A 21,665-nucleotide genomic window follows, 5' to 3' on the forward strand; every position below is an offset into this window, starting at 1 on the left:
GACCGTGGCGGCTTCCGCCGCGACGACCGCCCCTCCGGCGGTTTCAACCGTGACGACCGTCCGTCCGGTGGTGGTGGTTTCCGTCGTGACGACCGCCCCTCCGGTGACGAGCGTCCGCGTCGTGACGACCGCCCCTCCGGTGGTGGTTTCCGTCGTGACGACCGTCCGTCGGGCGGTTTCAACCGTGACGACCGCCCCTCCGGTGGTGGTTTCCGCCGGGACGACCGTCCGTCCGGTGGTGGTGGTTTCCGTCGCGATGACCGTCCGGGTGGGTTCCGTCGTGATGACCGTGACGAGCGTCCGCGTCGTGACGACCGTCCGTCCGGTGGCGGTTTCAACCGTGATGACCGTGGCGACCGTGGCGGTTTCCGCCGGGACGACCGCCCCTCCGGCGGTGGTGGTTTCCGTCGCGATGACCGTCCGGGTGGGTTCCGTCGTGATGACCGTGACGAGCGTCCGCGTCGTGACGACCGACCGTCCGGTGGCGGTTTCAACCGCGATGACCGTGGCGACCGTGGCGGTTTCCGCCGCGACGACCGTGGCGACCGTGGCGGCTTCCGTCGCGACGACCGCCAGGGTGGCGGTGGCTACCGCGGGAACCGCGATGACCGTCGTGACGACCGTGGCGGCGACCGCGGCCACCGGGACTACGACGACCGCCGTGGCAACTACGAGCCCGTCAAGCGTCTGCCGATCCCGGAGGACGTCACCGGCTTCGAGCTGGACGCGGACGTGCGCCAGGAGCTCAAGAGCCTGCCCAAGACGCTCGCGGACGACGTCGCCCGCAACCTGGTGATGGTGGCCCGTCTGCTCGACAGCGAGCCGGAGGAGGCCTACCAGTTCTCGCGCGTCGCGCTCCGGCTGGCCTCCCGCGTGGCCGCCGTCCGCGAGGCGGCCGGTTTCGCCTCGTACATGACGCAGCGGTACTCCGAGGCCCTGACCGAGTTCCGTGCCGCTCGCCGGATGACCGGCCGGGCGGACCTGTGGCCGGTGATGGCCGACTGCGAGCGCGGTCTGGGCCGTCCGGAGCGGGCGCTGGCGATGGCCGGTGAGCCCGAGGTGAAGCAGCTGGACAAGGCCGGCCAGGTCGAGATGCGTCTGGTCGCGGCCGGCGCCCGCAGCGACATGGAGCAGTTCGACGCGGCGGTCGTGACCCTGCAGAGCCCGGAGCTGGCCTCCAGCGCCGTGCACCCGTGGACGGCGCGCCTGCGGTACGCCTACGGCGAGGCGCTGATCGCGGCCGGTCGTGGTGACGAGGCCCGCGAGTGGTTCGCGAAGGCGGCCGAGGCCGACACCGACGGCAGCACCAACGCCTCGGAGCGGCTGGCCGAGATCGACGGCGTCGAGTTCGTGGACGCGCTCGACCCGGAGGTGGCCGAGGGGGAGGCCGAGCAGGCCGAGGCTCCGGCGAAGAAGCGCGGCGGGGAGGTCTCCGACGACCGCGTGATCTTCGAGGACGAGGAGGACGTCGAGGAGTACTACGACGAGGACGACCTCGAGATCGACGAGGAGTTCGACGGCGTGGTGCCCGCGCGTGACGCCAAGGCCGAGGACGAGGCCGGGAACGACACCCGGAGCTGAGCTCGACCGACGAGTGAGGCCCTGCCGCTCCCCTGGACATTCCGGGGGAGCGGCAGGGCCTCACGGCGTTTCGGGGGCGGGTGGCCCTAGCCCAGTTCGAGGTTGCGCAGCACCAGTCCGGTGGCCGGCTTCGGACCGAAGGACGTGGACTTGCGCGGCATGGTGACGCCCTGTTCGGCGAGCCTGCGGACCGCGCTCTCCCGGACCGGGTGCAGCAGCACGGCGGTGCCGCCGGTGCGCGCCGCCTCCTGCTCGGCGGCCGCCGCGGTGTGCAGGTAGCCGATGTCGTCCGGGCCGTCGGGGACGTGCCAGGTGCGGTCGAGCAGCGTGGAGTGCAGGACGGTGGCGTCCAGGCGGCGCCACTCCTCGGGCCGGTCGTGCGGCACGGTGGCGTCGAGCAGTGCTTCCTCGGGCTCGCCGAGCAGCCAGTAGACGCCGTCCCCGCCGGTCAGTATGAAGCCGTTGCCGCCGTGCCGCTTCTGTTCGGCGAGGGCTTGGAGGGCGGCGGTCAGCGGGCCGGGGACCTCCTTGACCATCCACTGGTCGCCGAGCTTCTCCAGTGCCTCGGCCACCGGCAGCCGGTACAGCACGCGGTGGATGGCCCGGACCCGCAGCGGGTAGCGCGCGGTGTCCACCAGGAGCACCAGGCCGCGGTCCCACGGGCTGCGAGGCAGGTGGCGGTGCTCGCGCTGGAGGCGGAGGTACATCTCCCAGCGATGGTGGCCGTCGGCGATCAGGGCCCGGCAGGTGGCGAGGTCGCGGCTGATCTCGGCGATCTCGGCCGGGTCGGCGACGGCCCAGAGGCGGTGGTGGGTGCCGTCGCTGGTGGCGGTGGAGAGCAGCGGCTCGCCCTGGACGGTCCGCTCGATGACGCCGGAGGCGCCGCCGTTGCCCCGGTAGGTGAGCAGCAGCGGTTCGAGGTTGGCCCGGGTGGTGCGCATCAGGCCGACCCGGTCGGCGACCGGTCGGGGCATGACGTCCTCGTGGGGGAGGACCACGCCGGCCTCGCGGCCGCTCACCGCGAGGGCGCCGATCAGCCCGCGTTGGAGCACCTCGGGGGAGTCGCCGGTGGCGGGCACGCGCTGCTCGTAGACGTAGAGAGCGGGCTGCGGGTCGGCGGCGAGGATCCCATCGCGCTGCCAGGCGCGCAGCAGCCGGGCGGCGTGCCGGTACTTGGTGTCGCGGTCGGGCCGGTCGCCGGCGTCCTCGGGCTCGGGCCGGGGCAGGATCAGCCGGACCACGTTGTGCGGATCGGCGGTCTCCAGGTCGAGCCGACGGCCGGGGTCGACGACGTCGTACGGCGGGGACATGACCGCGGCCAGGGCGCCGACCCGGTCGGGGACGTAGCGCAGGCCTCGGAAGGGTGACAGGGACAGGCCTGCAGTGGCGACGTGCCCGGGATCGCCGGGGCCGCCCTCCGGAGTCTCGACTCCGTCTTCTGCACTGGGTGCGCTCATTCTGGGCATCGTAATCGGGTACGCGTTGTTGAGAGATCGGAATACCCGTGCCGATCTGTGGGGCGGGTGTGTGACCGAGGGCGAGGTACCGCATGGACGACGGGCAGGAACGGGTGGACGGCGGCAGCCCGGGCGGGGCGGCAGGGCCGGACGGCGCCGCCGGCGAGGGCGCTCCGGCACACGGCGGTGTCCCGGCGCAGGGGAGTTCCGGCGAGCCGACCGGGGACGTGTACGACTGGTTCCGGCGTGGTGGCAGGCTGCTGGCCCAGGGCAACCCGGCGGCCGCCGAGCAGCTGCTGGCCCGGGCGGCGGCGGCCGAGCCGCACTCGCGCAGCATCCGGGAGACGCTGGCGCGGGCCCAGTTCGACACCGGTTCGTACGAGGCGGCGCTGGAGAACTTCCGGGCCGTCGCGCTGGCCGACCCGTCGGACGACTACGCTCAGTTCGGATGGGGCGTCGCGGCGGCCCGGCTGGGCGACTTCGAGACGTCCGCCGAGCACCTGGCGCTGGCCGTGGCGATGCGGCCGGGCACCGAGCACTACCAGGCGGCGCTGCGGCAGACCCGGGCGACCTTGGCGGCCCGCGCCGGGGCGTTCGGCCCGCTGTTGCCCGGTGCACCCGGGTACCTGGCGCCCCCGCCGGACCCGGACGCCCGGTCGGCCGGCGAACCCGGTGCGGACGACGAGGTCTGACCGGCCCGGGGTACCCGGTGAACGCGGGGGCACCCGAACGGAACGCGGGAGCACCCGATGAAGCGAACGACGCAGTGAATGAGGTAGCGCAGCCATGACCGAGACGGCCACCACCACCGCGCGACGGACCGCCCCCGGCGGCAGCGAGCAGCCGCTGACCGAGGCGTACGACACGGCGCTGCTGGACCTGGACGGCGTGGTCTACGCGGGCCCGCACGCGATCGAGCACGCGGTGGACGCGCTGGCGGTCGCCCGTACGGCCGGGATGCGGCTCGCGTACGTGACCAACAACGCCTCCCGCCCGCCGCGGGTGGTGGCCGAGCACCTGACCGGGCTGGGCGTGCCGGCCGATCCGGCCGACGTGATCAACTCGGCGCAGGCGGCCGCCCGGGTGGTCGCCGAGAAGGTGCCGGCCGGGGCGAAGGTGCTGGTCGTGGGCGGCCCGGGGCTGGAGGAGGCGCTGGCCGAGCGCGGGCTGGTCGCCGTCCGCTCGCTGGCCGAGGAGCCGCTCGCAGTGGTCCAGGGTTACGACCCTTCGGTCGGCTGGGCGCAGCTGGCGGAGGCCGCGTACGCGGTGCAGCACGGGCTGCCGTGGGTGGCCTCCAACACCGACCTGACCATCCCGACCGCGCGCGGCATCGCGCCCGGCAACGGGACGCTGGTGGCGGCGGTGCGGGCGGCCGCCGGGGTGGACCCGGTGGTGGCGGGCAAGCCGCAGCCGCCGATGCACCGGGAGACCGTGCTGCGGACCGGCGCGCGGCGGCCGCTGGTGGTCGGCGACCGGCTGGACACCGACATCGAGGGCGCGTTCAACGGCGGGGTGGACAGCCTGCTGGTGTTCACCGGGGTGACCACCCCGGCGCAGCTGCTCGCGGCCCCGGCCGAGCACCGGCCGACCTACCTGGCGGCGGACCTGCGCGGGCTGCTGGTGCCGCACCCGGCGGTCACGCCCGCGGCCGGCGGCTTCGGCTGCGGCGGCTGGGTCGCGTCGGCCGAGGGCGGCGTGCTGCGGCTGGACGGCGGCGGGGACCGCTGGGACGGCCTGCGGGCGCTGTGCGCGGCGGCGTGGACGGCGCTGGACGCGGACGGCGCACCGGCCGACGGGCACAAGGCGCTGGACGAGCTGGGGTTCTGAGCCCGGGCGCGGCCCGGCCTTGGCTCCGGCCCCGGCCGCAGGTCGCGACAGCGGGCGTCAGAGCAGGGTGCGCAGCCGCAGCAGGTCGCGGAAGCCCGCCTCCAGCCGGACCTGGCGGCCTGCCCAGGCGGAGGCGAAGTTGAGCCGGCCGCCGACCAGGGCGACCAGGTCGTCGCTGCTCATGGTGAGCCGTATCTCCGCCTTCCCGGCCGGGGCGCCGGGGGCGGCGGCGAGGTCCTGGATCCGGCCGTCGCGCAGTCGGCCGGTGAAGGTCAGGTCGAGGTCGGTGATCCGGCAGCTGAGCGAGCGGTCGAGGGCGGCCGCCGTGCGGACGTCGCCGGTGGACTTCGCCATGTTCCGGCTGAGCTGCTCCAGTGCCTCCCGGCACTCCTCGGCGTTGGCCATGGCGGCGGTTCCCCTCGCTGGGTTCCCTGGTGGTTTCGGCGCGTGACGGCGGTGGTCACTGCCAGGCCACGGTACCGCAGGCGGGTTTTGGCGGTAGCGTCGTCAGTGGGGTGCCCGGATCGGCCCGGGTACCGACGGCGACGAAGCGATGCGCGCAGGCGCTAAGGAGGCACCCGGATGCTGCCGAGGACGGTGCGGGGAGTGGTGGAGGTCGCCGCCGGGCTGGTGGAGGAGGTCGGCAAGCGGGTCGTCGGGACGGCGGCCACGATCCTGGAGCGGAGCGGGGTCGACGTCACCGAGGTCGAGCGCCGGCTCGGCGGGCAGTTCCCGCCGTCGGCGAAGACGCTGCAGACGCTGGCGGAGGAGGCGGTCACCGCCGGACGGGCCGGGGTGGACCTGGCCGTCGGGGTGGCGCGCGGCGAGGTCGAGAAGGCCTTCGAGAGGGTCGGCGACCAGGTGACCAAGGTCGGAGTGGTGCTCGCCTACCTGGAGAGCAAGCTGCGCGAGGTCGAGGAGGACGCCGTGCCGGCGGCGGGGCCGGCCGGGGCGGACGAGGCGGAGCTGCCGACGCCGGCGCCCCGGGCGGACGACCTGTTCGGGCGCGGCTGGGAGAGCGCGGACGGGCAGTCGGCGGCCTGGGCGATGGGGGAGCCGATAGTGGCCGAGCGGGTGGAGGTGGACGAGCCGGTCGAGGTCGACCCGCCGGTCCCGCCGGTGCAGCCTGCGGTTGCGCGCAAGGCCGCGGCGAAGCGGACCCCGGCGAGGAAGGCCCCGGCGGCGGACAGGTCGACGGCAGGCGGGGAGACGGCCGACGGGCCGGCGGCCGAGAAGACGTCGGCGGAGAAGGCGACGGCGAAGCGGACGACGGCCAAGAAGGCCACGGCGAAGAAGTCGGCCGCCAAGAAGACGACGGTCAAGAAGACGGCCGTCAAGAAGACCGCGACCGCGAAGAAGGCCGCCGCCGAGCCGGCCGCGCAGCCCAAGGCGCCCGCGAAGCGCACGGCGACGAAGAAGACCACCGTCCGCAAGGCCACCAGCACGAAGAAGCCCGATGACCGGACCAGCTGAAACCGTCGAACCGCTCGGCGTCGAACTGACCCCGACCGGCCACCCCGTCGTGGACGCCGGACTGGCCCGGCTGGAGGCCCTGGACGGGGTCCCGGCCGAAGCACACGTCGAGGTGTACGAAGATGTTCACCAGCGGCTCGCCGACACGCTGGCCGCGCTCGACCAGGAATGATCCGCTGGACCCGTAGGAGCTGAAACACCAGTGGCAGTGGCACGACGCCGACTCGACGCGGAGCTGGTCCGCCGCAAGCTGGCCCGATCGCGTGAGCACGCGTCCGAGCTGATCGCGGCCGGCCGGGTGACCGTCGGCGGCACCACCGCGACCAAGCCGGCCACCCAGGTGGAGACCTCGGCGGCGGTCGTGGTGGCCAAGGACGACAACGACCCCGACTATGTCTCGCGCGGCGGTCACAAGCTGGCCGGGGCCTTCGCGGCCTTCGTCCCGCAGGGCCTGGTGGTCGAGGGCCGCCGGGCGCTGGACGCGGGCGCCTCCACCGGCGGGTTCACCGACGTCCTGCTGCGGGCGGGCGCGGCCGGCGTGCTGGCGGTGGACGTCGGCTACGGGCAGCTCGCGTGGTCGTTGCAGAGCGACGAGCGGGTGACGGTGATGGACCGCACCAACGTCCGCGAGCTGACCCCGGAGCTGATCGGCGGGACCCCGGTCGACCTGGTGGTCGGCGACCTGTCGTTCATCTCGCTGGGCCTGGTGCTGCCCGCGCTGGCGGCCTGCGCGGCCGAGGACGCGGACCTGGTGCTGATGGTCAAGCCGCAGTTCGAGATCGGCAAGGAGCGGCTGGGCAGCGGCGGGGTGGTGCGCAGCCCGCAGCTGCGCGCCGAGATGGTCCGCCAGGTCGCCGGGCAGGCGTGGGAGCTCGGGCTGGGCGTGCGCGCCGTCACCGCGAGCCCGCTGCCGGGCCCGTCCGGGAACGTCGAGTACTTCCTCTGGCTGCGCCGGGACGCCCCGCAACTGGATCCCGCGGACGCGGACCGGGCCGTCGCGGAGGGGCCCCGATAGGGTGCTCAGGGGACGTCCGGTCCGTCATGCTGTGTGACGCGGCCGTTACCGGGGCCGAAGGCGACCCGGCAGGCGTGAGGGAGAGGGCAGCGGCATGAGTGATGACGAACGTACGGTCTTCCTGATCGCGCACACCGGCCGGGAGACGGCGCTGCGCAGCGTCGAGGCCCTGGTGCACGGGCTGCTGAAGGCCGGGATCCGGATCAGGCTGCTCGCCTCCGAGGCGGTGGGCCTGGACCTGCCGGACGGGGTCGAGAAGGTGCCCGGCGGGCCGGGGGCGGCGGACGGCTGCGAGCTGATCCTGGTCGCCGGCGGGGACGGGACGCTGCTGCGCGGGGCGGAGTTGGCCCGTGAGCACGGGCTGCCGATGCTCGGGATCAACCTGGGCCGGGTGGGCTTCCTCGCCGAGGCAGAGCGGGACGATCTGGCCGTGGTGGTCGAGCGGGTGGTGGACGCGGACTACGAGGTCGAGGAGCGGATGACGATCGACGTGATCGTCCGCACCAACGGCGATGTGGTGCACCAGGACTGGGCGTTGAACGAGGCCTCGATCGAGAAGGCGTCCCGGGAGCGGATGCTGGAGGTGGTGACCGAGGTGGACGGCCGCCCGGTCTCCAACTTCGGCTGTGACGGGGTGGTCTGCGCGACGCCGACCGGCTCCACCGCGTACGCGTTCTCCGGCGGCGGGCCGGTGGTGTGGCCGGAGGTGGAGGCGCTGCTGATGGTGCCGATCTCCGCGCACGCGCTGTTCGCCCGCCCGCTGGTGACCTCGCCGGATTCGGTGCTGGCCGTCGAGGTGCAGCCGAAGACCCCGCACGGCGTGCTCTGGTGCGACGGGCGGCGCTCGGTCGAACTGCCCGCCGGCGCGCGGGTGGAGGTCCGCCGGGGGCAGACCCCGGTGCGCCTGGCCAGGCTGCACCGGGCGCCGTTCACCGACCGGCTGGTGGCCAAGTTCGCGCTGCCGGTGACGGGTTGGCGCGGCCGGTCGAACACCCACTGCTGACGGCTCGTCAGACCGCCAGCGGCGGGGCGCCGTCGGCCGGACCGAACCGGCCGCCCGCCGCCGCCCGGGCGGCCGTCGCGGCGAGCCGCCGCACGGCGGCGGGGACGGCCGGGGCGGGCACCGTGAACGGGATCCGGATGTGGTGCTCGAACGCGCCGTCCGAGCCGAACCGGTTGCCCGCGGCGATCCGGACCCCGCCGCGCTCCCCGGCCTGGGCCAGCGCCGCGCCGGACAGCCCGCCGGTGGAGACCCAGAGCGAGAGCCCGCCGGGCGGCTGGGCGAACGTCCAGCCCGGCAGGTGCTCGGGCAGTGCGGCGGCGAAGGCGTGCGCGGTCGCCCGCAGCCGGTCCAGCTGGTGCGCCCGGACGGCGGGCAGCGGCTCGCCCATCAGGTCGGCGGCGATCAGCTGGTCCAGCACCGGGGTGCCGACGTCGCTGTAGACCCGGTCGGAGGCCAGTCGGCGCACCAGCGCGGGCGCGGCCCGGACCCAGCCGATCCGCAGGCCGCCCCACAGCAGCTTGCCGGCCGAGCCGACGGTGACCACCTGGGCGGTCCGGTCCAGCGCCGCCATCGGGCGCGGCATCGGGACGGACTCCGGTACACCCCAGCCGAGTTCGGCGGTGGTCTCGTCGACCAGGACGATGCTGCCGGCGGCCCGGGCGGCGGCCAGCAGTTCGCGGCGCTGCTCCTCGCCGATCAGCGCGCCGGTCGGGTTGTGGAAGTCCGGGATCACGTAGGCGACCTTGGGCGCGGCCCCGCGCAGCACCCGGCGCCACTCGGTGAGGTCCCACTCCGGCTCGGGCCGGTAGCCGTACGGCACCGGCACCAGGCGGGCGCCGGTGATCCGGAGCGCCTGCAGGGTGTGGGCGTAGCTGGGCGCCTCGACGCCGACCCGGTCGCCGCGGCCGATCAGCGCCCGCTGGATCAGGTGCAGCCCGCCCATCGCGCCGGTGGTGACGAGGATCTGGTCGGGGGTGGTGGGCAGGCCGCGCTCGGTGTAGCGGCGGGCGATGGCCTCGCGCAGCACCGGGACGCCGGTGGGGTAGTGGCCGTGCCCGGCGGCGTAACAGGACAGCTGTTCGACGGCGCGGGCGGCCGCCTCGCCCAGGAAGGGCTGCGGGGCGGGCAGGGCGGCGACGCCGAGGTCCAGGGTGCGGCCCTGCTCGTCCGGCGGGACGGGGTGCAGGGCGTCGCTGGGCGGCGGGGCGCCCTCGGGCAGGGCCGTCCAGCTGCCGGCGCCGCGGCGGCTGAGCAGGTAGCCGTCGGCGCGCAGGGTCTCGTAGGCGGTGGCGACGGTGGTGCGGCTCAGCGCCAGGGCGCTGGCGAGTTCGCGTTCGGCGGGCAGCCGGGCGCCGACCGGCAGGCGGCCCTCGGTGACCAGCAGCCGGATCTGCCCGGCGAGGGCCCGGTAGGCGGGGCGGCGGGCGGTGGCCGGTTCGGGCAGCCGGGCGGCGGCGAGCAGCCGGGCGAGCGCGGGCGGCGTGACGGTGGTGTGCCAGTCGGCCAAGGCTGATCAGTCCACTTGCTCGAAATTGGCCCTGGAGTGGGCGCTATTGGCCTGACCATCATGGCAGCGCGGCTGTCGAGTCCGCCACCGCCGGGGCCACCCCGGAGTGCAGCACCACCCGCAGGAGCGCCCGATGGCCACCACGAACACGCCCACACCCGCCCCGGACACCGGCCGGGCCCCGTTCGCCGTCCGTCTGCTCGGCGACACCCACGCCCTGGGCCGCCGGATCCCGCAGCTCGCCGTCGGCCTCTGCCTGTACGGCGCGAGCATGGCGCTGATGCTGCGCTCCGGCCTCGGCCTCGACCCGTGGGACGTCTTCCACCAGGGCCTGCAGCGCGCGGTCGGCCTCTCGGTGGGCGCCTGGGTCACCATCTGCGGCGTCCTGGTCCTGCTGCTGTGGATCCCGATCCGCCAGCGCCCGGGCGTGGGCACCGTCGCCAACGTGCTGGTGCTGGGCGCCTCGATGGACCTCACGCTGCGGCTGCTCGACGGCCCGGACGGGCTGCCCGCCCGGATCGCGCTGATGGCGGCCGCGATCGTGCTCAACGGCCTGGCCACCGGCCTCTACATCGGCGCCCGCCTCGGCCCCGGCCCGCGCGACGGACTGATGACCGGCCTGCACCGGCGCACCGGGCGTTCGCTGCGGCTGATCCGCACCGGCATCGAGGTGACGGTGCTGGTCGCGGGCGTCCTGCTGGGCGGCACCGCCGGCGTCGGCACGGTCGCGTACGCACTGGCGATCGGTCCGCTCGCGCAGTTCTTCCTGCCGTGGTGCACGGTGCCGACACCCGGGCAAACGCCCCGGAAGGGATGAACTTCAGGGCACGGAGTTGCCGCGCGCCGTTGCCGCTCGTCGCGCGCCGGGGGTGGAACCTCGTAAGGTCGTCTCCGTGTTGGACGAGATGCGGATACGGGATCTTGGGGTCATCGACGACGCGGTGGTCGAACTCGCCCCCGGCTTCACCGCCGTGACCGGTGAGACCGGCGCCGGAAAGACCATGGTCGTCACCAGCCTCGGCCTGCTGCTGGGCGGACGCGCCGACCCGGGCCTGGTGCGCAACGGCACCGGACGCGCCGTCGTCGAGGGCCGGCTGGAGCTGCCCGCCGGTTCCCCGGTGGCGGCCCGCGCGGTCGAGGCCGGGGCCGAACTGGACGACGGGGCCCTGCTGATCAGCCGGACCGTCTCCGCCGAGGGCCGCTCCCGGGCGTTCGTCGGCGGCCGGGCCGTCCCGGTCGGGGTCCTCGCCGAACTCGGCGAGGACCTGATCGCCGTGCACGGCCAGACCGACCAGCAGCGGCTGCTGCGCCCGGCCCGCCAGCGCGGCGCGCTGGACCGCTACGCGGGCGAGGCGGTGGCCGAGCCGCTGGCCCGCTACCGGGAGACCTACCGCAGCCTGCGCGAGGTCTCGGCCACCCTGGAGGAGCTGACCACCCGGGCCCGCGAGCGCGCCCAGGAGGCCGACCTGCTGCGCTTCGGCCTGGACGAGATCGCCGCCGCCGAGCCGGTGGCCGGTGAGGACGCGGAGCTGGCCGCCGAGGCCGAGCGGCTCGGCCACGCCGACGCGCTGTCCTCCGCCGCGACCCTCGCCCATGCCGCCCTGGCCGGCGACCCGGCCGACCCGGAGGCGCTGGACGCGGGCACCCTGCTCGCGCAGTCCCGCCGGGCCCTGGACGCCGTGCGCCACCACGACGAACGCCTCGCCGCCCTCGCCGACCGCCTCAACGAGGTCGGCTACCTGCTCGCCGACGTGGCCGGCGACCTGGCCGGATACGCGGACGACCTGGACGCCGACCCGGTCCGGCTCGCCTCCGTCGAGGATCGCCGGGCCGTCCTGGCCCAGCTGCTGCGCAAGTACGGTGGCCCGGAGAACACCCTCGCCGAGGTGCTCGCCTGGGCCGAGGCGGGCTCTGCCCGGCTCGCCGAACTCGACGGCGACGACGACCGGATCGACCAGCTCGGCGCCCAGGAGACCACGCTGCGGGCCGAACTGGCCGAGCTGGCGGCCGAGGTGTCGGCCGCCCGGCAGGGCGCGGCCGGGCGCTTCGCCGAGGCCGTCTCCGCCGAACTCGCCGAGCTGGCCATGCCGCACGCCCGGGTGACCTTCTCGATCACCCAGGTCGACGACCTGTCGGGGATCGAGGTCGACGGCCGCACCGTCGCCTACGGCCCGCACGGCGTGGACGAGGTCGAGGTCCTGCTCGCCCCGCACCCGGGCGCCCAGCCCCGTCCGATCGCCAAGGGCGCCTCCGGCGGTGAGCTGTCCCGCGTGATGCTCGCGGTCGAGGTGGTCTTCGCGGGCGCCGACCCCGTCCCCACCTACCTGTTCGACGAGGTGGACGCGGGCGTCGGCGGCAAGGCCGCGGTCGAGATCGGCCGCCGGCTGGCCAAACTGGCGGAATCCGCCCAGGTCGTGGTGGTCACCCACCTCCCGCAGGTCGCCGCCTTCGCGGACCGGCACCTGGTGGTGGAGAAGACCAACGACGGCACCGTGACCCGCAGCGGCGTCAAGGTGCTGAACGACGAGGAGCGGGTGCGCGAACTCTCCCGGATGCTGGCCGGCCTGGAGGACTCCGAGCTCGGCCGCGCCCACGCCGAGGAGCTGCTGGCCGCCGCCCGGGCCCCGCGCCACCGCTAGGTCCCGTCTGTCGTACAAGCCCTAGCCGGGGGCCCGACCCGCCGACAGGGCCTGGTGGCCCTTGCGGACAGAAGACGACGCGTCCCCGGTGGCGCCGACTGTCCAAGAGGGCCGCCGACCTGGCATGGTGGCGGCTGGACATTGGCTTTCCAGTCCCGAGCGCCGTCGGCGGGCAACCCTCGCGACGCGGCGCGCGAACCTGATCGAGTCGGATGCGAGAGAACGTGGACCATTCCGCCGCCCGGGCCGCCGCGGCCACCCCCGAACCGGGGCAGCTGCACGTGGTACTCGTTTTGGCCGCCAGCACCGGCGGTATCGGTGCCCACGTGCGCTCCCTGGCGCAGGGCCTGGTCGCGCACGGTGTGACCGTCACGGTCTGCGCCCCGGCCGGTACGGACGCGTTGTTCGGCTTCTCCCGCACCGGTGCCCGGTTCCACACCGTCGACATCACCCCCACCGCCGGCGCCCGCAGCGACGCCACCGCGATCGGCGAGCTGCGCCGGGCCTTCACCGGCGCCGACGTGGTGCACGCGCACGGGCTGCGCGCCGGGCTGCTCGCCGACCTCGCCCTGCGCACCGCCGGCCGCTTCCCGGGCCTGCGCCCGGAGACCCCGCTGGTGGTCACCTCGCACCACGCGCTGCTGGCCACCGGCATGGAGCGCCGCCTGCAGCGGCTGATGGAGCGCCGGGTGGCGCGCGCCGCCGACCTCGTCCTCGGCGCCTCCTCCGACCTGGTCGCCCGGGCCCGCGAGCTGGGCGCCACCGACGCCCGGCTCGGCCCGGTGGCCGCCCCGCCGATGCCCGAGGGCCGGCTCGACCGCGCCGCGGCGCGCGCCGCGCTGCTCGGCGACGGCCCGGACCGGCCGCTGGTGCTGGCGGTCGGCCGACTCGTCCCGCAGAAGGCCTTCGGGCTGCTGCTGGACGCCACCCGCGAACTGTCCGTGCTGGACCCGGAGCCGCTGCTGCTGCTCGCCGGGGACGGCCCGGAGGCGGCCGGGCTGCGCGAGCGGGTGGCCGCCGAGAAGCTGCCGGTGCGGCTGCTCGGCTACCGCACCGACGTGCCCGACCTGCTGGCCGCCGCCGACGTGGTGGTGGTCTCCAGCCGCTGGGAGGCCCGCTCGCTGGTGGTGCAGGAGGCGATGCGGGCCGGGGTGCCGGTGGTCTCCACCGCCGTCGGGGGGATCCCCGAACTGGTCGGCGACGCGGCCGTGCTGGTGCCCGCCGGCGACCCGGTCGCGGTCGGCGCGGCGGTGCGCGGATTGCTGGCCGATCCGGCCCGCCGTGAGCGGCTGGTGGCGGCCGGCCGGCAGCAGGCCGAGACCTGGCCGGACGAGGCCGCCACCGTCGCCCAGGTGCTCAGCACCTACGACGAGCTGGTCCAGCGCCCCTGACGCCCCTGGGGCGGGTCTGACCATTCCCGCCGGGCGTGCGGCGTCTGGGCACGCACCTCGCCGCGTTGTCGTCGGTCGCCGATGGCCCCCAGCCTGGCGGCCGGGAGGTGCCCCCACCGCATGGACTCCCTCCTCCGCCTTGCGATGCACGCACCCAGACGCCGCACGCTGATCCGACGCGAATGGTCAGACACGCCCTAGACCGTCGCCTGCTCGACCCGCTCGGCCGCCAGGCCGTCCGGCTGGGCGGACAGGTAGGCGCCGCCGCAGGCGGTCAGCCGCAGCGCGGTGTCGATCAGCGGGACGTGGCTGAAGGCCTGCGGGAAGTTGCCGACCTGGCGCTTGAGCCGCGGGTCCCACTCCTCGGCGAGCAGGCCGATGTCGTTGCGCAGCGCGAGCAGCCGGTCGAACAGTTCACGCGCCTCCTGCACCCGGCCGATCATGGCGAGGTCGTCGGCCAGCCAGAACGAGCAGGCCAGGAAGGCGCCCTCGTGGCCGGAGAGGCCGTCGACGTTGGTGCCGCTCTCGTCGTGGGTCGGGTAGCGCAGCACGAAGCCGTCCTCGGTGGACAGTTCGCGCTGGATCGCCTCGATGGTGCCGATCACCCGCTTGTCGTCCGGCGGGAGGAAGCCGACCTGGGGGATGAGCAGCAGCGAGGCGTCCAGCTCCCGGCCGCCGTAGTACTGGGTGAAGGTGTTGCGCTCCGGGTCGTAGCCCTTCTCGCAGACGTCCCGGTGGATGGTGTCGCGCAGCTCGCGCCAGCGCTTCAGGTGGCCGTCGGTGGGGGCGTCCTCGGGGGTCTGCTCCAGCAGCTTGATCGTCCGGTCGACGGCCACCCAGGCCATCACCTTGGAGTGGACGAAGTGCCGGCGAGGGCCGCGGACCTCCCAGATGCCCTCGTCCGGCTCCTGCCAGTGGTCCTCCAGGTACTCGATCAGGCGCAGCTGGAGGTGGTGGGCGTGGTCGTTGCGGACCAGGCCGGTCATGTGGGCCAGGTGCAGGGCCTCGACGACCTCGCCGTAGACGTCCAGCTGGAGCTGCCCGGCCGCGCCGTTGCCGACCCGGACGGGCTGCGAGCCCTCGTAGCCGGGCAGCCAGTCCAGCGAGGACTCGGTGAGCTCGCGCTCGCCGGCGATGCCGTACATGATCTGCAGGTTCTCCGGGTCCCCGGCGACGGCCCGCAGCAGCCACTCGCGCCAGGCGCGGGCCTCGTCGCGGTAGCCGGTGCGCAGCAGCGAGGAGAGGGTGATGGCGGCGTCGCGCAGCCAGGTGTAGCGGTAGTCCCAGTTGCGCTCGCCGCCGATGTCCTCGGGCAGCGAGGTGGTGGGGGCGGCGACGATGCCGCCGGTGGGGGCGTAGGTGAGGCCCTTGAGGGTGATGAGGGAGCGGACCACGGCCTCGCGGTAGGGGCCCTGGTAGGTGCACTGCTCGGCCCACTCGTGCCAGAAGTCGGCGGTGGCGTCGAGCATCTCCTCGGCGTCCGGGGCCTTCGGCGCCTCCAGGTGGGAGGCCTGCCAGGTCAGCGCGAAGGCGATCCGCTCGCCGGCGGTGACGGTGAAGTCGGCGTAGGTGGTGAGGTTGCGGCCGTAGGTCTGGGCCTCGCCGTCCAGCCAGACCGAGTCGGGCCCGGCCATGGCGACGGTGCGGTGACCGCCGTCGGCCTGCTCGACCCGGTGCACCCAGGGCACGATGCGGCCGTACGAGAAGCGCATTCGCACCGCCGAGCGCATCCGGACGGCGCCGGCCACGCCCTCGACGATCCGGATCACCTGGGGGACGGCGTCGCGGCCGGCCAGCGGGCGCGGGGGCATGAAGTCGATCACCCGGACGGTGCCGCCCTGGGCGTCCCACTCCTGTTCGAGGATCAGCGAGTCGCCCCGGTAACGGCGGCGGTCGGCGGGCACCGCGGGGGCGGCCGCGGTGGGCGGCGGGACCCTCAGGTCCGCGGTGTCGGTGAAGCGGACGAGGGTGGGTGCGGCCGGAGTGGGGGCGGCCGCGGGGGTGGGGACCTCAGTGACCACGGGTTCGGCCGGGCCGATCCGCCAGAAGCCGTGTTCATCGGTGCCGAGCAGGCCGGCGAACACGGCCGGCGAGTCGAAGCGGGGAAGGCAGAGCCAGTCCACCGCCCCGTCCCTGCTGACCAGGGCAGCGGTCTGCATGTCCCCGATGAGTGCGTAGTCCTCGATACGGCCGGCCACGTGGATCTCCAGTTCGCAATGTGGTCACGACGCATCGGCGATCCGAAGGAGCGAGCGGTCTGCGGGGCCGGAGGTCCACCCCGGGACGTCCGGCCCGCCGGGGGGTGGTGGCGGGCCTTGCTGGAGTGTCCGCGCGGGGCTCGGTCGAGCCCCTGGAGTGGGTGGGGAGGAGCTGCAAATACGGGGAGGTCCGGTCGCGCATCGGGGACCGGGAGTGTCCTGACCTCCCACGCCCTCCGCGTGCTCGTGCTGTCGGCGATGCGTCCGTGCAGCTTACGACGGACGAAAGGGGCGAAGCACGCGGGCGCAGCCTCGTGTGGCGCCACAATTCGGCGGAAATGCCGTGCATCGCGAGGCCGCCGGACAGGATGGTCCGGACGGATCAGTTCCGGCTGGTCCCTGCGGAGGGGCTGTCATGGCCCGAACGGAGTGCCCCGAAGTGGCCCGGTCCGGCCGTGGTGCGACCGGTGTGACTCCTGCGCCGCGTGATGCGCCGGTGGTGCGCCCCGCGCACGCCCCGGGTGCGCCGCGAGCGGGCCGGAAGGCGTCCCGGTCGGGTCACTGATACCCTGGTATCCCGTGGACCGGTGGGATCAAACGCCCCGGACCAGCCGAATCGACGACCCCCCGAGCGCCGTGCACCGCACCGGCCTCCCGTCGCCCGGCGAGCCGAGAGCCATCCCGCCCACGTCACCTCCGACACGCGACCCACGGGAGCCCCCTCTTGGCACAGCCCCATTCCGGCAAGGCAGCGAACGGCCGCGCCGTGACGACCAAGCACCTCTTCGTCACCGGGGGTGTCGCCTCTTCGCTCGGCAAGGGCCTCACCGCCTCCAGCCTCGGCGCGCTCCTCAAGGCCCGCGGCCTGCGCGTCACCATGCAGAAGCTCGACCCGTACCTCAACGTGGACCCGGGCACCATGAACCCGTTCCAGCACGGTGAGGTCTTCGTCACGGACGACGGCGCCGAGACCGACCTGGACATCGGCCACTACGAGCGGTTCCTGGACACCAACCTGCACGGTTCGGCGAACGTCACCACCGGCCAGGTCTACTCCACCGTCATCGCCAAGGAGCGACGCGGCGAGTACCTGGGCGACACCGTCCAGGTCATCCCGCACATCACCAACGAGATCAAGTCCCGGATCCGCCGGATGGCGACCGAGGACGTCGACGTGGTGATCACCGAGGTCGGCGGCACCGTCGGCGACATCGAGTCGCTGCCGTTCCTGGAGGCCGTCCGCCAGGTCCGCCACGAGGTCGGCCGGGACAACGTGTTCTTCGTGCACGTCTCCCTGCTGCCCTACATCGGCCCCTCGGGCGAGCTGAAGACCAAGCCCACCCAGCACTCCGTCGCCGCGCTGCGCAACATCGGCATCCAGCCCGACGCGATCGTGCTGCGCGCCGACCGTGAGGTCCCGCAGGCGATCAAGCGCAAGATCTCGCTGATGTGCGACGTGGACGAGGAGGCGGTGGTCGCGGCCATCGACGCCAAGTCGATCTACGACATCCCCAAGGTCCTGCACGGCGAGGGCCTGGACGCCTACGTGGTGCGCCGGCTCGACCTGCCGTTCCGTGACGTGGACTGGACCACCTGGGACGACCTGCTGCGCCGCGTCCACGAGCCGCAGCACATCGTCAAGGTCGCCCTGGTCGGCAAGTACATCGACCTGCCGGACGCGTACCTGTCGGTGACCGAGGCGCTGCGCGCCGGCGGTTTCGCCAACAACGCCCGGGTCGAGATCAAGTGGGTCACCTCGGACGACTGCGAGACCCCCGAGGGCGCCCAGGCGCAGCTCGGCGACGTGGACGCGATCTGCATCCCCGGCGGCTTCGGTGACCGCGGCGTCAACGGCAAGGTCGGCGCCATCACCTACGCCCGCGAGAACCGGATCCCGCTGCTCGGCCTGTGCCTGGGCCTGCAGTGCGTGGTCATCGAGGCGGCCCGCAACCTGGCCGGCCTGCCCGAGGCCAACTCCACCGAGTTCGACGCCGCGGCCAAGCACCCGGTCGTCTCCACCATGGCCGAGCAGCTGGCCATCGTCGACGGCAAGGGCGACCTGGGCGGCACCATGCGCCTCGGCCTGTACCCGGCCAAGCTCGCGGAGGGCTCGATCGTCCGCGAGGTCTACGGCGGCGAGCAGTACGTCGAGGAGCGCCACCGCCACCGCTACGAGGTCAACAACGCCTACCGCGCGGACCTGGAGAAGACCGGCCTGCAGTTCTCCGGCCTCTCTCCCAAGGGCGACCTGGTCGAGTACGTCGAGTACCCGCGCGAGGTGCACCCGTACCTGGTGGCCACCCAGGCCCACCCGGAGCTGAAGTCCCGCCCGACCCGCCCGCACCCGCTGTTCGCGGGCCTGGTCAAGGCCGCCATCGAGATCAAGACCGGCCTGGCCGAGTAGGGCGACGCACGTCGTCCGTCGTTCACCGAACGGCGGCCCCGCGATTCCCGCGGGGCCGCCGTTCGGCGTTAGATTGTGTCGTACTGACGAAAAGGGGAGAACGATGGACGAGCAGAGCGACCTGGTGATCGCCGACGCGGCCGAGGAGTGGGAGGTCCGAGAGAGTCGGACGCCGTTCCAGGGCAAGGTCACCGGCGTGCGCAGCGAGGAGGTCCGGATGCCCGACGGCAGCTGGGCCCGCCGCGACTACCAGACCCACCCCGGCTCGGTCTCCGTGCTCGCCCTGGACGACAAGCAGCGGGTGCTGGTCCTGCGGCAGTACCGCCACCCCGTCCGCCAGCGCCTGTGGGAGCTGCCGGCCGGCCTGCTCGACGTGCCCGGCGAGAACCCGTGGCACGCCGCGCAGCGCGAGCTGTACGAGGAGGCGCACTGCAAGGCCGACACCTGGCGGATCCTCGCCGACTACTACACCTCCCCGGGCGGCACCGACGAGGCGCTGCGGATGTTCCTCGCCACCGACCTCTCGGAGGCCGAGGGCGAGCGCTACGCGGCGCAGGGCGAGGAACAGGAGATCGAGGTCGCCTGGGTGCCGGTGCCCGAACTGATCCGGCTGATCCAGGCAGGGCGGCTCCACAACCCGACCCTGGTCACCGGCACGCTCGCCGTGCACGCCGCGCTCACCGGCCCGGACGGGCTGGACGGGCTTCGTGCGGCGGACTCGCCGTGGCCGGCCCGGCCCTTCGAGGGGTGAGTGGGCGAACGGCCCGTACCCCCGCTGCCGACCCGGATGCACCCAGCTGTTGATCCGCGGGGGTGATTTACCGGTTCGTACGACCGGATGTCACCTCGGTTGAGCCTGACGGTCGAACTACGCTTCGCAGACAGGGCGCCCGTCTGGGGCCGCCTCCGCTGAGCGCCGGATGACGTCGGGAGTGACACGGGTGGCGAGGAAGACGGCGACGATGGACCCCGGCCCCGACGCGCCCGCCGGGGCCGTTCCGGGCCTCGACCGGCTGCCGGGCGGGCCCGCGCTGTTCGTCGGACGGCGTGCCGAACTGGCCGCGTTGCGGGCCGGCGCAGCCCGCCCGGCCGTCGGCCGCAGCCCGGTGCTGGTCCTGGCCGGGCGTCCCGGATCGGGCCGCACCACGCTGGCCGTCCGCTTCGCCCGCACCGCCGCCCCGGCCTACCCCGACGGCGTGCTCTTCGCCCGGCTGTCCGCCCCCGACGGCGGGCGCGTGCCGCCCGCCCGGGCCGCCCGACTGCTGCTGGAGCAGCTCGACCCCGAGGCCCCCGTGCCGCTGCCCGGCACCACCGAGGACGGGCGGGACGAGCCCGCCTGCGTGGCGCTGCGCCAGGCGCTCGCCGGGCGGAAGGTGCTGTTGGTGCTGGACGACGTCCGGGACGCCGGGCAGCTGTGGCCGCTGCTCGCCGACGAACCCGGCTGCCTGGTGCTCGCCACCACCGCCGGGCCGCTCACCGGCATCGAGGACATCGACCCGGTGATCCTCGGCGGGCTCGACCGGCAGGCCTCCGGCGAACTGCTCGCCGACCTGGTCGGCGGCACCCGGATCTCCTGCGACCCGGTCGGCGGCGCCGACCTGGCCGAGGCCTGCGCGGCCCGGCCGGCGGCGCTGCGACTGATGGCCGGGTGGCTGCGGGGCGATCCGAAGACGGCCGTCACCGAGGCGGCGCGCGAGCTCACCCGAGTGGTGATGGAGGAGTCGGCGCGGGCGGCGGCGCCGAAGGGGGAGGCCTCGAAGGCCGCTAAGGCCGCGAAGCCGGGGCAGGCCGGGCAATCGGGGAAGCCCGGAAACCCCGGAAATTCCGGGAGGCCGGAAAAGCCCGGGAAGCCCGTACCGGGTTCGACGGCCGGGAAGGCCGCGAAGCCTCCGTCGTCCCCGGTGTCCTCGACGTCCGCAGGGCCCCTGGCGTTCGCGGGGGCCTCGGCGTCCTCGACGTTCGTGAAGGAGGGGGAGAGACCGGCCGAGGCTCCGGCGCCGGAGCCCGCCGACGGTGGGACGGCGGGGGACCGGACGGCCTGGGTGAAGTCCGGCCCGGAGCCCGCAGAGCCGGTGCCCGTGCCGGACAGCGACCCGCTGATCGGCGCGTTCACCCTGCTGTACGGCACGCTGCCGGCCGCCCAGGCCCGGATGCTGCGCACCCTCACCCTGGCCCCGGCGCAGACCGCGGATCCGCGTACCGCCTCCGCCCTGGTCGGCTGCCCGGCGCCGGAGGCGGCCGCGACGCTCGCCGCGTTGGCCGAGCGGGAGCTGCTCGGCCAGGAGGCCCCGGCCGCCGACGGCAGCCCGCGTTACCGGGTCCCCGGCCGCCTCTACCCGAGGCTGGTCCGGCTGCGCGAGCTGGAGGACCGGCCCGCCGAGACCGAGCTCGCCCGGGCCCGGCTGCTGGAGCGGCTGGTCCGGCTCACCGAGTCGGCCCGCGCCCTGCTGGACCCGGCGAGCGGCCCCGGGCCCGACCCGCTGCCCGCCGCCCTGCGGCTGGACTCGGCCGCGCACGCCCGGCAGTGGCTGCTCGGCGAGCGGGATCTGCTGCTCGGGGCGGTGGCCGACGCGATCGGCCAGGGCGACCTGGACGGCTCGGCGGGCCGGCTGGTGACCGCGCTGCTGCGGACCCTGCCGCTGACCGGCGCCGCCGCCCCCGCCGACCTCTACCGGCTGCACGAACTGGTGCTGACCGTCGCCGAGCGGCACGGCAGACCCCGCCGGGCCTCGGCCGCGCTGCTCAACCTGGGCGACCTGCAGGCCGCCGCCGGTCGCTGGGAGCAGGCCGTCACGCACTACCGGGCCGCCCTGGAGCACGCCCGGTCGGCCGCGGACGAGCCGCTCTGCGCCCGGGCCCTGGAGGGTGCGGCCGGCTGCCACCGGGCGCTCGGTGACGCGGTGCGCGCCGCCGACTGGTACGGGCGGGCGCTGGGCCTGCGGCAGTCGATGGGGGACCACGCCGCCGAGGCCCGGCTGCTCGCCCGAGTGGCCGAGGCGCACACCGCGCAGCGCCGTTTCGACGAGGCGGACCGCGAGTACCGGGCCGCGCTGGCGGTGCTGCGCAGGCTCGGCGACGAGCGTGGCCGGGAGGCCGTCGGGGCCGCCCTCGCGGACCTGCGGGAACGCGTCGACGCCGGGTGGTGAGGGGTCTTTCGGAGGTATTGTCGA

Annotated in this window: 18 protein-coding genes; 13 read left to right on the forward strand and 5 right to left on the reverse strand. The window is 74.7% G+C overall.

Annotated features, from left to right (window positions below; all coding sequences use genetic code 11):
* A partial coding sequence (locus tag ACIO5E_RS28165; protein WP_400673011.1) for a hypothetical protein occupies positions 1-642 on the reverse strand: 642 nt, incomplete at its 3' end.
* 90 nt (positions 643-732) lie between these two features.
* Here ACIO5E_RS28165 and ACIO5E_RS28170 point away from each other — a divergent pair.
* Positions 733-1,581 carry a tetratricopeptide repeat protein gene (locus ACIO5E_RS28170; RefSeq protein WP_400673014.1) on the forward strand — a complete coding sequence of 283 codons (849 nt, stop codon included), beginning with the start codon at positions 733-735 and terminating at the stop codon, positions 1,579-1,581.
* An 86-nt stretch (positions 1,582-1,667) separates the two neighbouring features.
* Here the strand turns inward: ACIO5E_RS28170 and ACIO5E_RS28175 are convergent, their stop codons facing one another.
* Positions 1,668-3,038 (reverse strand): DUF1015 family protein, encoded by a 1,371-nt coding sequence (locus ACIO5E_RS28175; RefSeq protein ID WP_400673017.1) that lies wholly within the window; start codon positions 3,036-3,038, stop codon positions 1,668-1,670.
* A gap of 92 nt (positions 3,039-3,130) precedes the next feature.
* Between ACIO5E_RS28175 and ACIO5E_RS28180 the strand changes: the two genes are divergently transcribed.
* Positions 3,131-3,730: a tetratricopeptide repeat protein gene (locus ACIO5E_RS28180; protein ID WP_400673020.1), complete on the forward strand. Its 600-nt coding sequence runs from the start codon at positions 3,131-3,133 to the stop codon at positions 3,728-3,730.
* A 94-nt stretch (positions 3,731-3,824) separates the two neighbouring features.
* Positions 3,825-4,865, forward strand: a complete 1,041-nt coding sequence (locus ACIO5E_RS28185; RefSeq protein ID WP_400673023.1) for an HAD-IIA family hydrolase — start codon at positions 3,825-3,827, stop codon at positions 4,863-4,865.
* Positions 4,866-4,922: 57 nt separating this feature from the next.
* Here ACIO5E_RS28185 and ACIO5E_RS28190 read toward each other — a convergent pair whose 3' ends face one another.
* Positions 4,923-5,270, reverse strand: coding sequence for an SCP2 sterol-binding domain-containing protein (locus ACIO5E_RS28190; protein ID WP_400673025.1), 348 nt, complete (start codon positions 5,268-5,270; stop codon positions 4,923-4,925).
* 177 nt (positions 5,271-5,447) lie between these two features.
* Between ACIO5E_RS28190 and ACIO5E_RS28195 the strand changes: the two genes are divergently transcribed.
* The 4 genes from ACIO5E_RS28195 to ACIO5E_RS28210 all read left to right on the forward strand — a co-directional run bounded on the left by ACIO5E_RS28195 (position 5,448) and on the right by ACIO5E_RS28210 (position 8,356).
* Positions 5,448-6,338, forward strand: a complete 891-nt coding sequence (locus ACIO5E_RS28195; RefSeq protein WP_400673028.1) for a histone H1-like repetitive region-containing protein — start codon at positions 5,448-5,450, stop codon at positions 6,336-6,338.
* Positions 6,322-6,510, forward strand: a complete 189-nt coding sequence (locus ACIO5E_RS28200) for a hypothetical protein (RefSeq protein ID WP_400673030.1) — start codon at positions 6,322-6,324, stop codon at positions 6,508-6,510. Before ACIO5E_RS28195 ends, ACIO5E_RS28200 begins: the two co-directional genes overlap by 17 nt.
* A gap of 36 nt (positions 6,511-6,546) precedes the next feature.
* A complete protein-coding gene (locus ACIO5E_RS28205) occupies positions 6,547-7,353 on the forward strand; it encodes a TlyA family RNA methyltransferase (RefSeq protein ID WP_400673552.1) in 807 nt (268 codons plus the stop codon).
* A 94-nt stretch (positions 7,354-7,447) separates the two neighbouring features.
* Positions 7,448-8,356, forward strand: a complete 909-nt coding sequence (locus tag ACIO5E_RS28210; RefSeq protein WP_400673032.1) for an NAD kinase — start codon at positions 7,448-7,450, stop codon at positions 8,354-8,356.
* A gap of 7 nt (positions 8,357-8,363) precedes the next feature.
* Here ACIO5E_RS28210 and ACIO5E_RS28215 read toward each other — a convergent pair whose 3' ends face one another.
* A complete protein-coding gene (locus ACIO5E_RS28215) occupies positions 8,364-9,863 on the reverse strand; it encodes a PLP-dependent aminotransferase family protein (protein ID WP_400673035.1) in 1,500 nt (499 codons plus the stop codon).
* A 133-nt stretch (positions 9,864-9,996) separates the two neighbouring features.
* Here ACIO5E_RS28215 and ACIO5E_RS28220 point away from each other — a divergent pair, with 133 nt between their 5' ends.
* The 3 genes from ACIO5E_RS28220 (at position 9,997) to ACIO5E_RS28230 (ending at position 13,893) form a co-directional block, all read left to right on the forward strand.
* On the forward strand, positions 9,997-10,680 hold the full coding sequence (locus ACIO5E_RS28220; protein WP_400673038.1) for a YitT family protein: 684 nt from the start codon (positions 9,997-9,999) through the stop codon (positions 10,678-10,680).
* 88 nt (positions 10,681-10,768) lie between these two features.
* Complete coding sequence (gene recN / locus ACIO5E_RS28225; RefSeq protein ID WP_400673555.1) at positions 10,769-12,502, forward strand: DNA repair protein RecN; 1,734 nt, start codon at positions 10,769-10,771, stop codon at positions 12,500-12,502.
* A 212-nt stretch (positions 12,503-12,714) separates the two neighbouring features.
* Positions 12,715-13,893 (forward strand): glycosyltransferase family 4 protein, encoded by a 1,179-nt coding sequence (locus ACIO5E_RS28230; protein ID WP_280685953.1) that lies wholly within the window; start codon positions 12,715-12,717, stop codon positions 13,891-13,893.
* 197 nt (positions 13,894-14,090) lie between these two features.
* Here the strand turns inward: ACIO5E_RS28230 and ACIO5E_RS28235 are convergent, their stop codons facing one another.
* Positions 14,091-16,091, reverse strand: a complete 2,001-nt coding sequence (locus tag ACIO5E_RS28235; RefSeq protein WP_400673042.1) for a glycoside hydrolase family 15 protein — start codon at positions 16,089-16,091, stop codon at positions 14,091-14,093.
* 724 nt (positions 16,092-16,815) lie between these two features.
* Here ACIO5E_RS28235 and ACIO5E_RS28240 point away from each other — a divergent pair.
* The 3 genes from ACIO5E_RS28240 (at position 16,816) to ACIO5E_RS28250 (ending at position 21,641) form a co-directional block, all read left to right on the forward strand.
* The gene (locus ACIO5E_RS28240; RefSeq protein WP_400673045.1) at positions 16,816-18,495 is read left to right on the forward strand and encodes a CTP synthase; all 1,680 of its coding nucleotides are present in this window, start codon (positions 16,816-16,818) and stop codon (positions 18,493-18,495) included.
* A gap of 121 nt (positions 18,496-18,616) precedes the next feature.
* A complete protein-coding gene (locus tag ACIO5E_RS28245; protein ID WP_400673557.1) occupies positions 18,617-19,246 on the forward strand; it encodes an NUDIX domain-containing protein in 630 nt (209 codons plus the stop codon).
* Positions 19,247-19,436: 190 nt separating this feature from the next.
* The gene (locus ACIO5E_RS28250) at positions 19,437-21,641 is read left to right on the forward strand and encodes a tetratricopeptide repeat protein (RefSeq protein WP_400673048.1); all 2,205 of its coding nucleotides are present in this window, start codon (positions 19,437-19,439) and stop codon (positions 21,639-21,641) included.
* Positions 21,642-21,665 lie beyond the last annotated feature (24 nt).

The sequence above is a fragment of the Kitasatospora sp. NPDC087314 genome (assembly GCF_044744365.1).
In the GTDB taxonomy this organism is placed as follows: Bacteria; Actinomycetota; Actinomycetes; order Streptomycetales; family Streptomycetaceae; genus Kitasatospora.

Excerpts from the sequence above, each read along its gene's own strand:
- ACIO5E_RS28200 (WP_400673030.1), top strand. The coding sequence starts at position 6,322 with ATGACCGGACCAGCTGAAACCGTCGAACCGCTCGGCGTCGAACTGACC.
- recN (WP_400673555.1), top strand. The coding sequence starts at position 10,769 with ATGCGGATACGGGATCTTGGGGTCATCGACGACGCGGTGGTCGAACTC.
- ACIO5E_RS28180 (WP_400673020.1), top strand. The coding sequence starts at position 3,131 with ATGGACGACGGGCAGGAACGGGTGGACGGCGGCAGCCCGGGCGGGGCG.
- ACIO5E_RS28185 (WP_400673023.1), top strand. The coding sequence starts at position 3,825 with ATGACCGAGACGGCCACCACCACCGCGCGACGGACCGCCCCCGGCGGC.
- ACIO5E_RS28210 (WP_400673032.1), top strand. The coding sequence starts at position 7,448 with ATGAGTGATGACGAACGTACGGTCTTCCTGATCGCGCACACCGGCCGG.
- ACIO5E_RS28220 (WP_400673038.1), top strand. The coding sequence starts at position 9,997 with ATGGCCACCACGAACACGCCCACACCCGCCCCGGACACCGGCCGGGCC.
- ACIO5E_RS28230 (WP_280685953.1), top strand. The coding sequence starts at position 12,715 with ATGCGAGAGAACGTGGACCATTCCGCCGCCCGGGCCGCCGCGGCCACC.
- ACIO5E_RS28195 (WP_400673028.1), top strand. The coding sequence starts at position 5,448 with ATGCTGCCGAGGACGGTGCGGGGAGTGGTGGAGGTCGCCGCCGGGCTG.
- ACIO5E_RS28175 (WP_400673017.1), bottom strand. The coding sequence starts at position 3,038 with ATGAGCGCACCCAGTGCAGAAGACGGAGTCGAGACTCCGGAGGGCGGC.
- ACIO5E_RS28190 (WP_400673025.1), bottom strand. The coding sequence starts at position 5,270 with ATGGCCAACGCCGAGGAGTGCCGGGAGGCACTGGAGCAGCTCAGCCGG.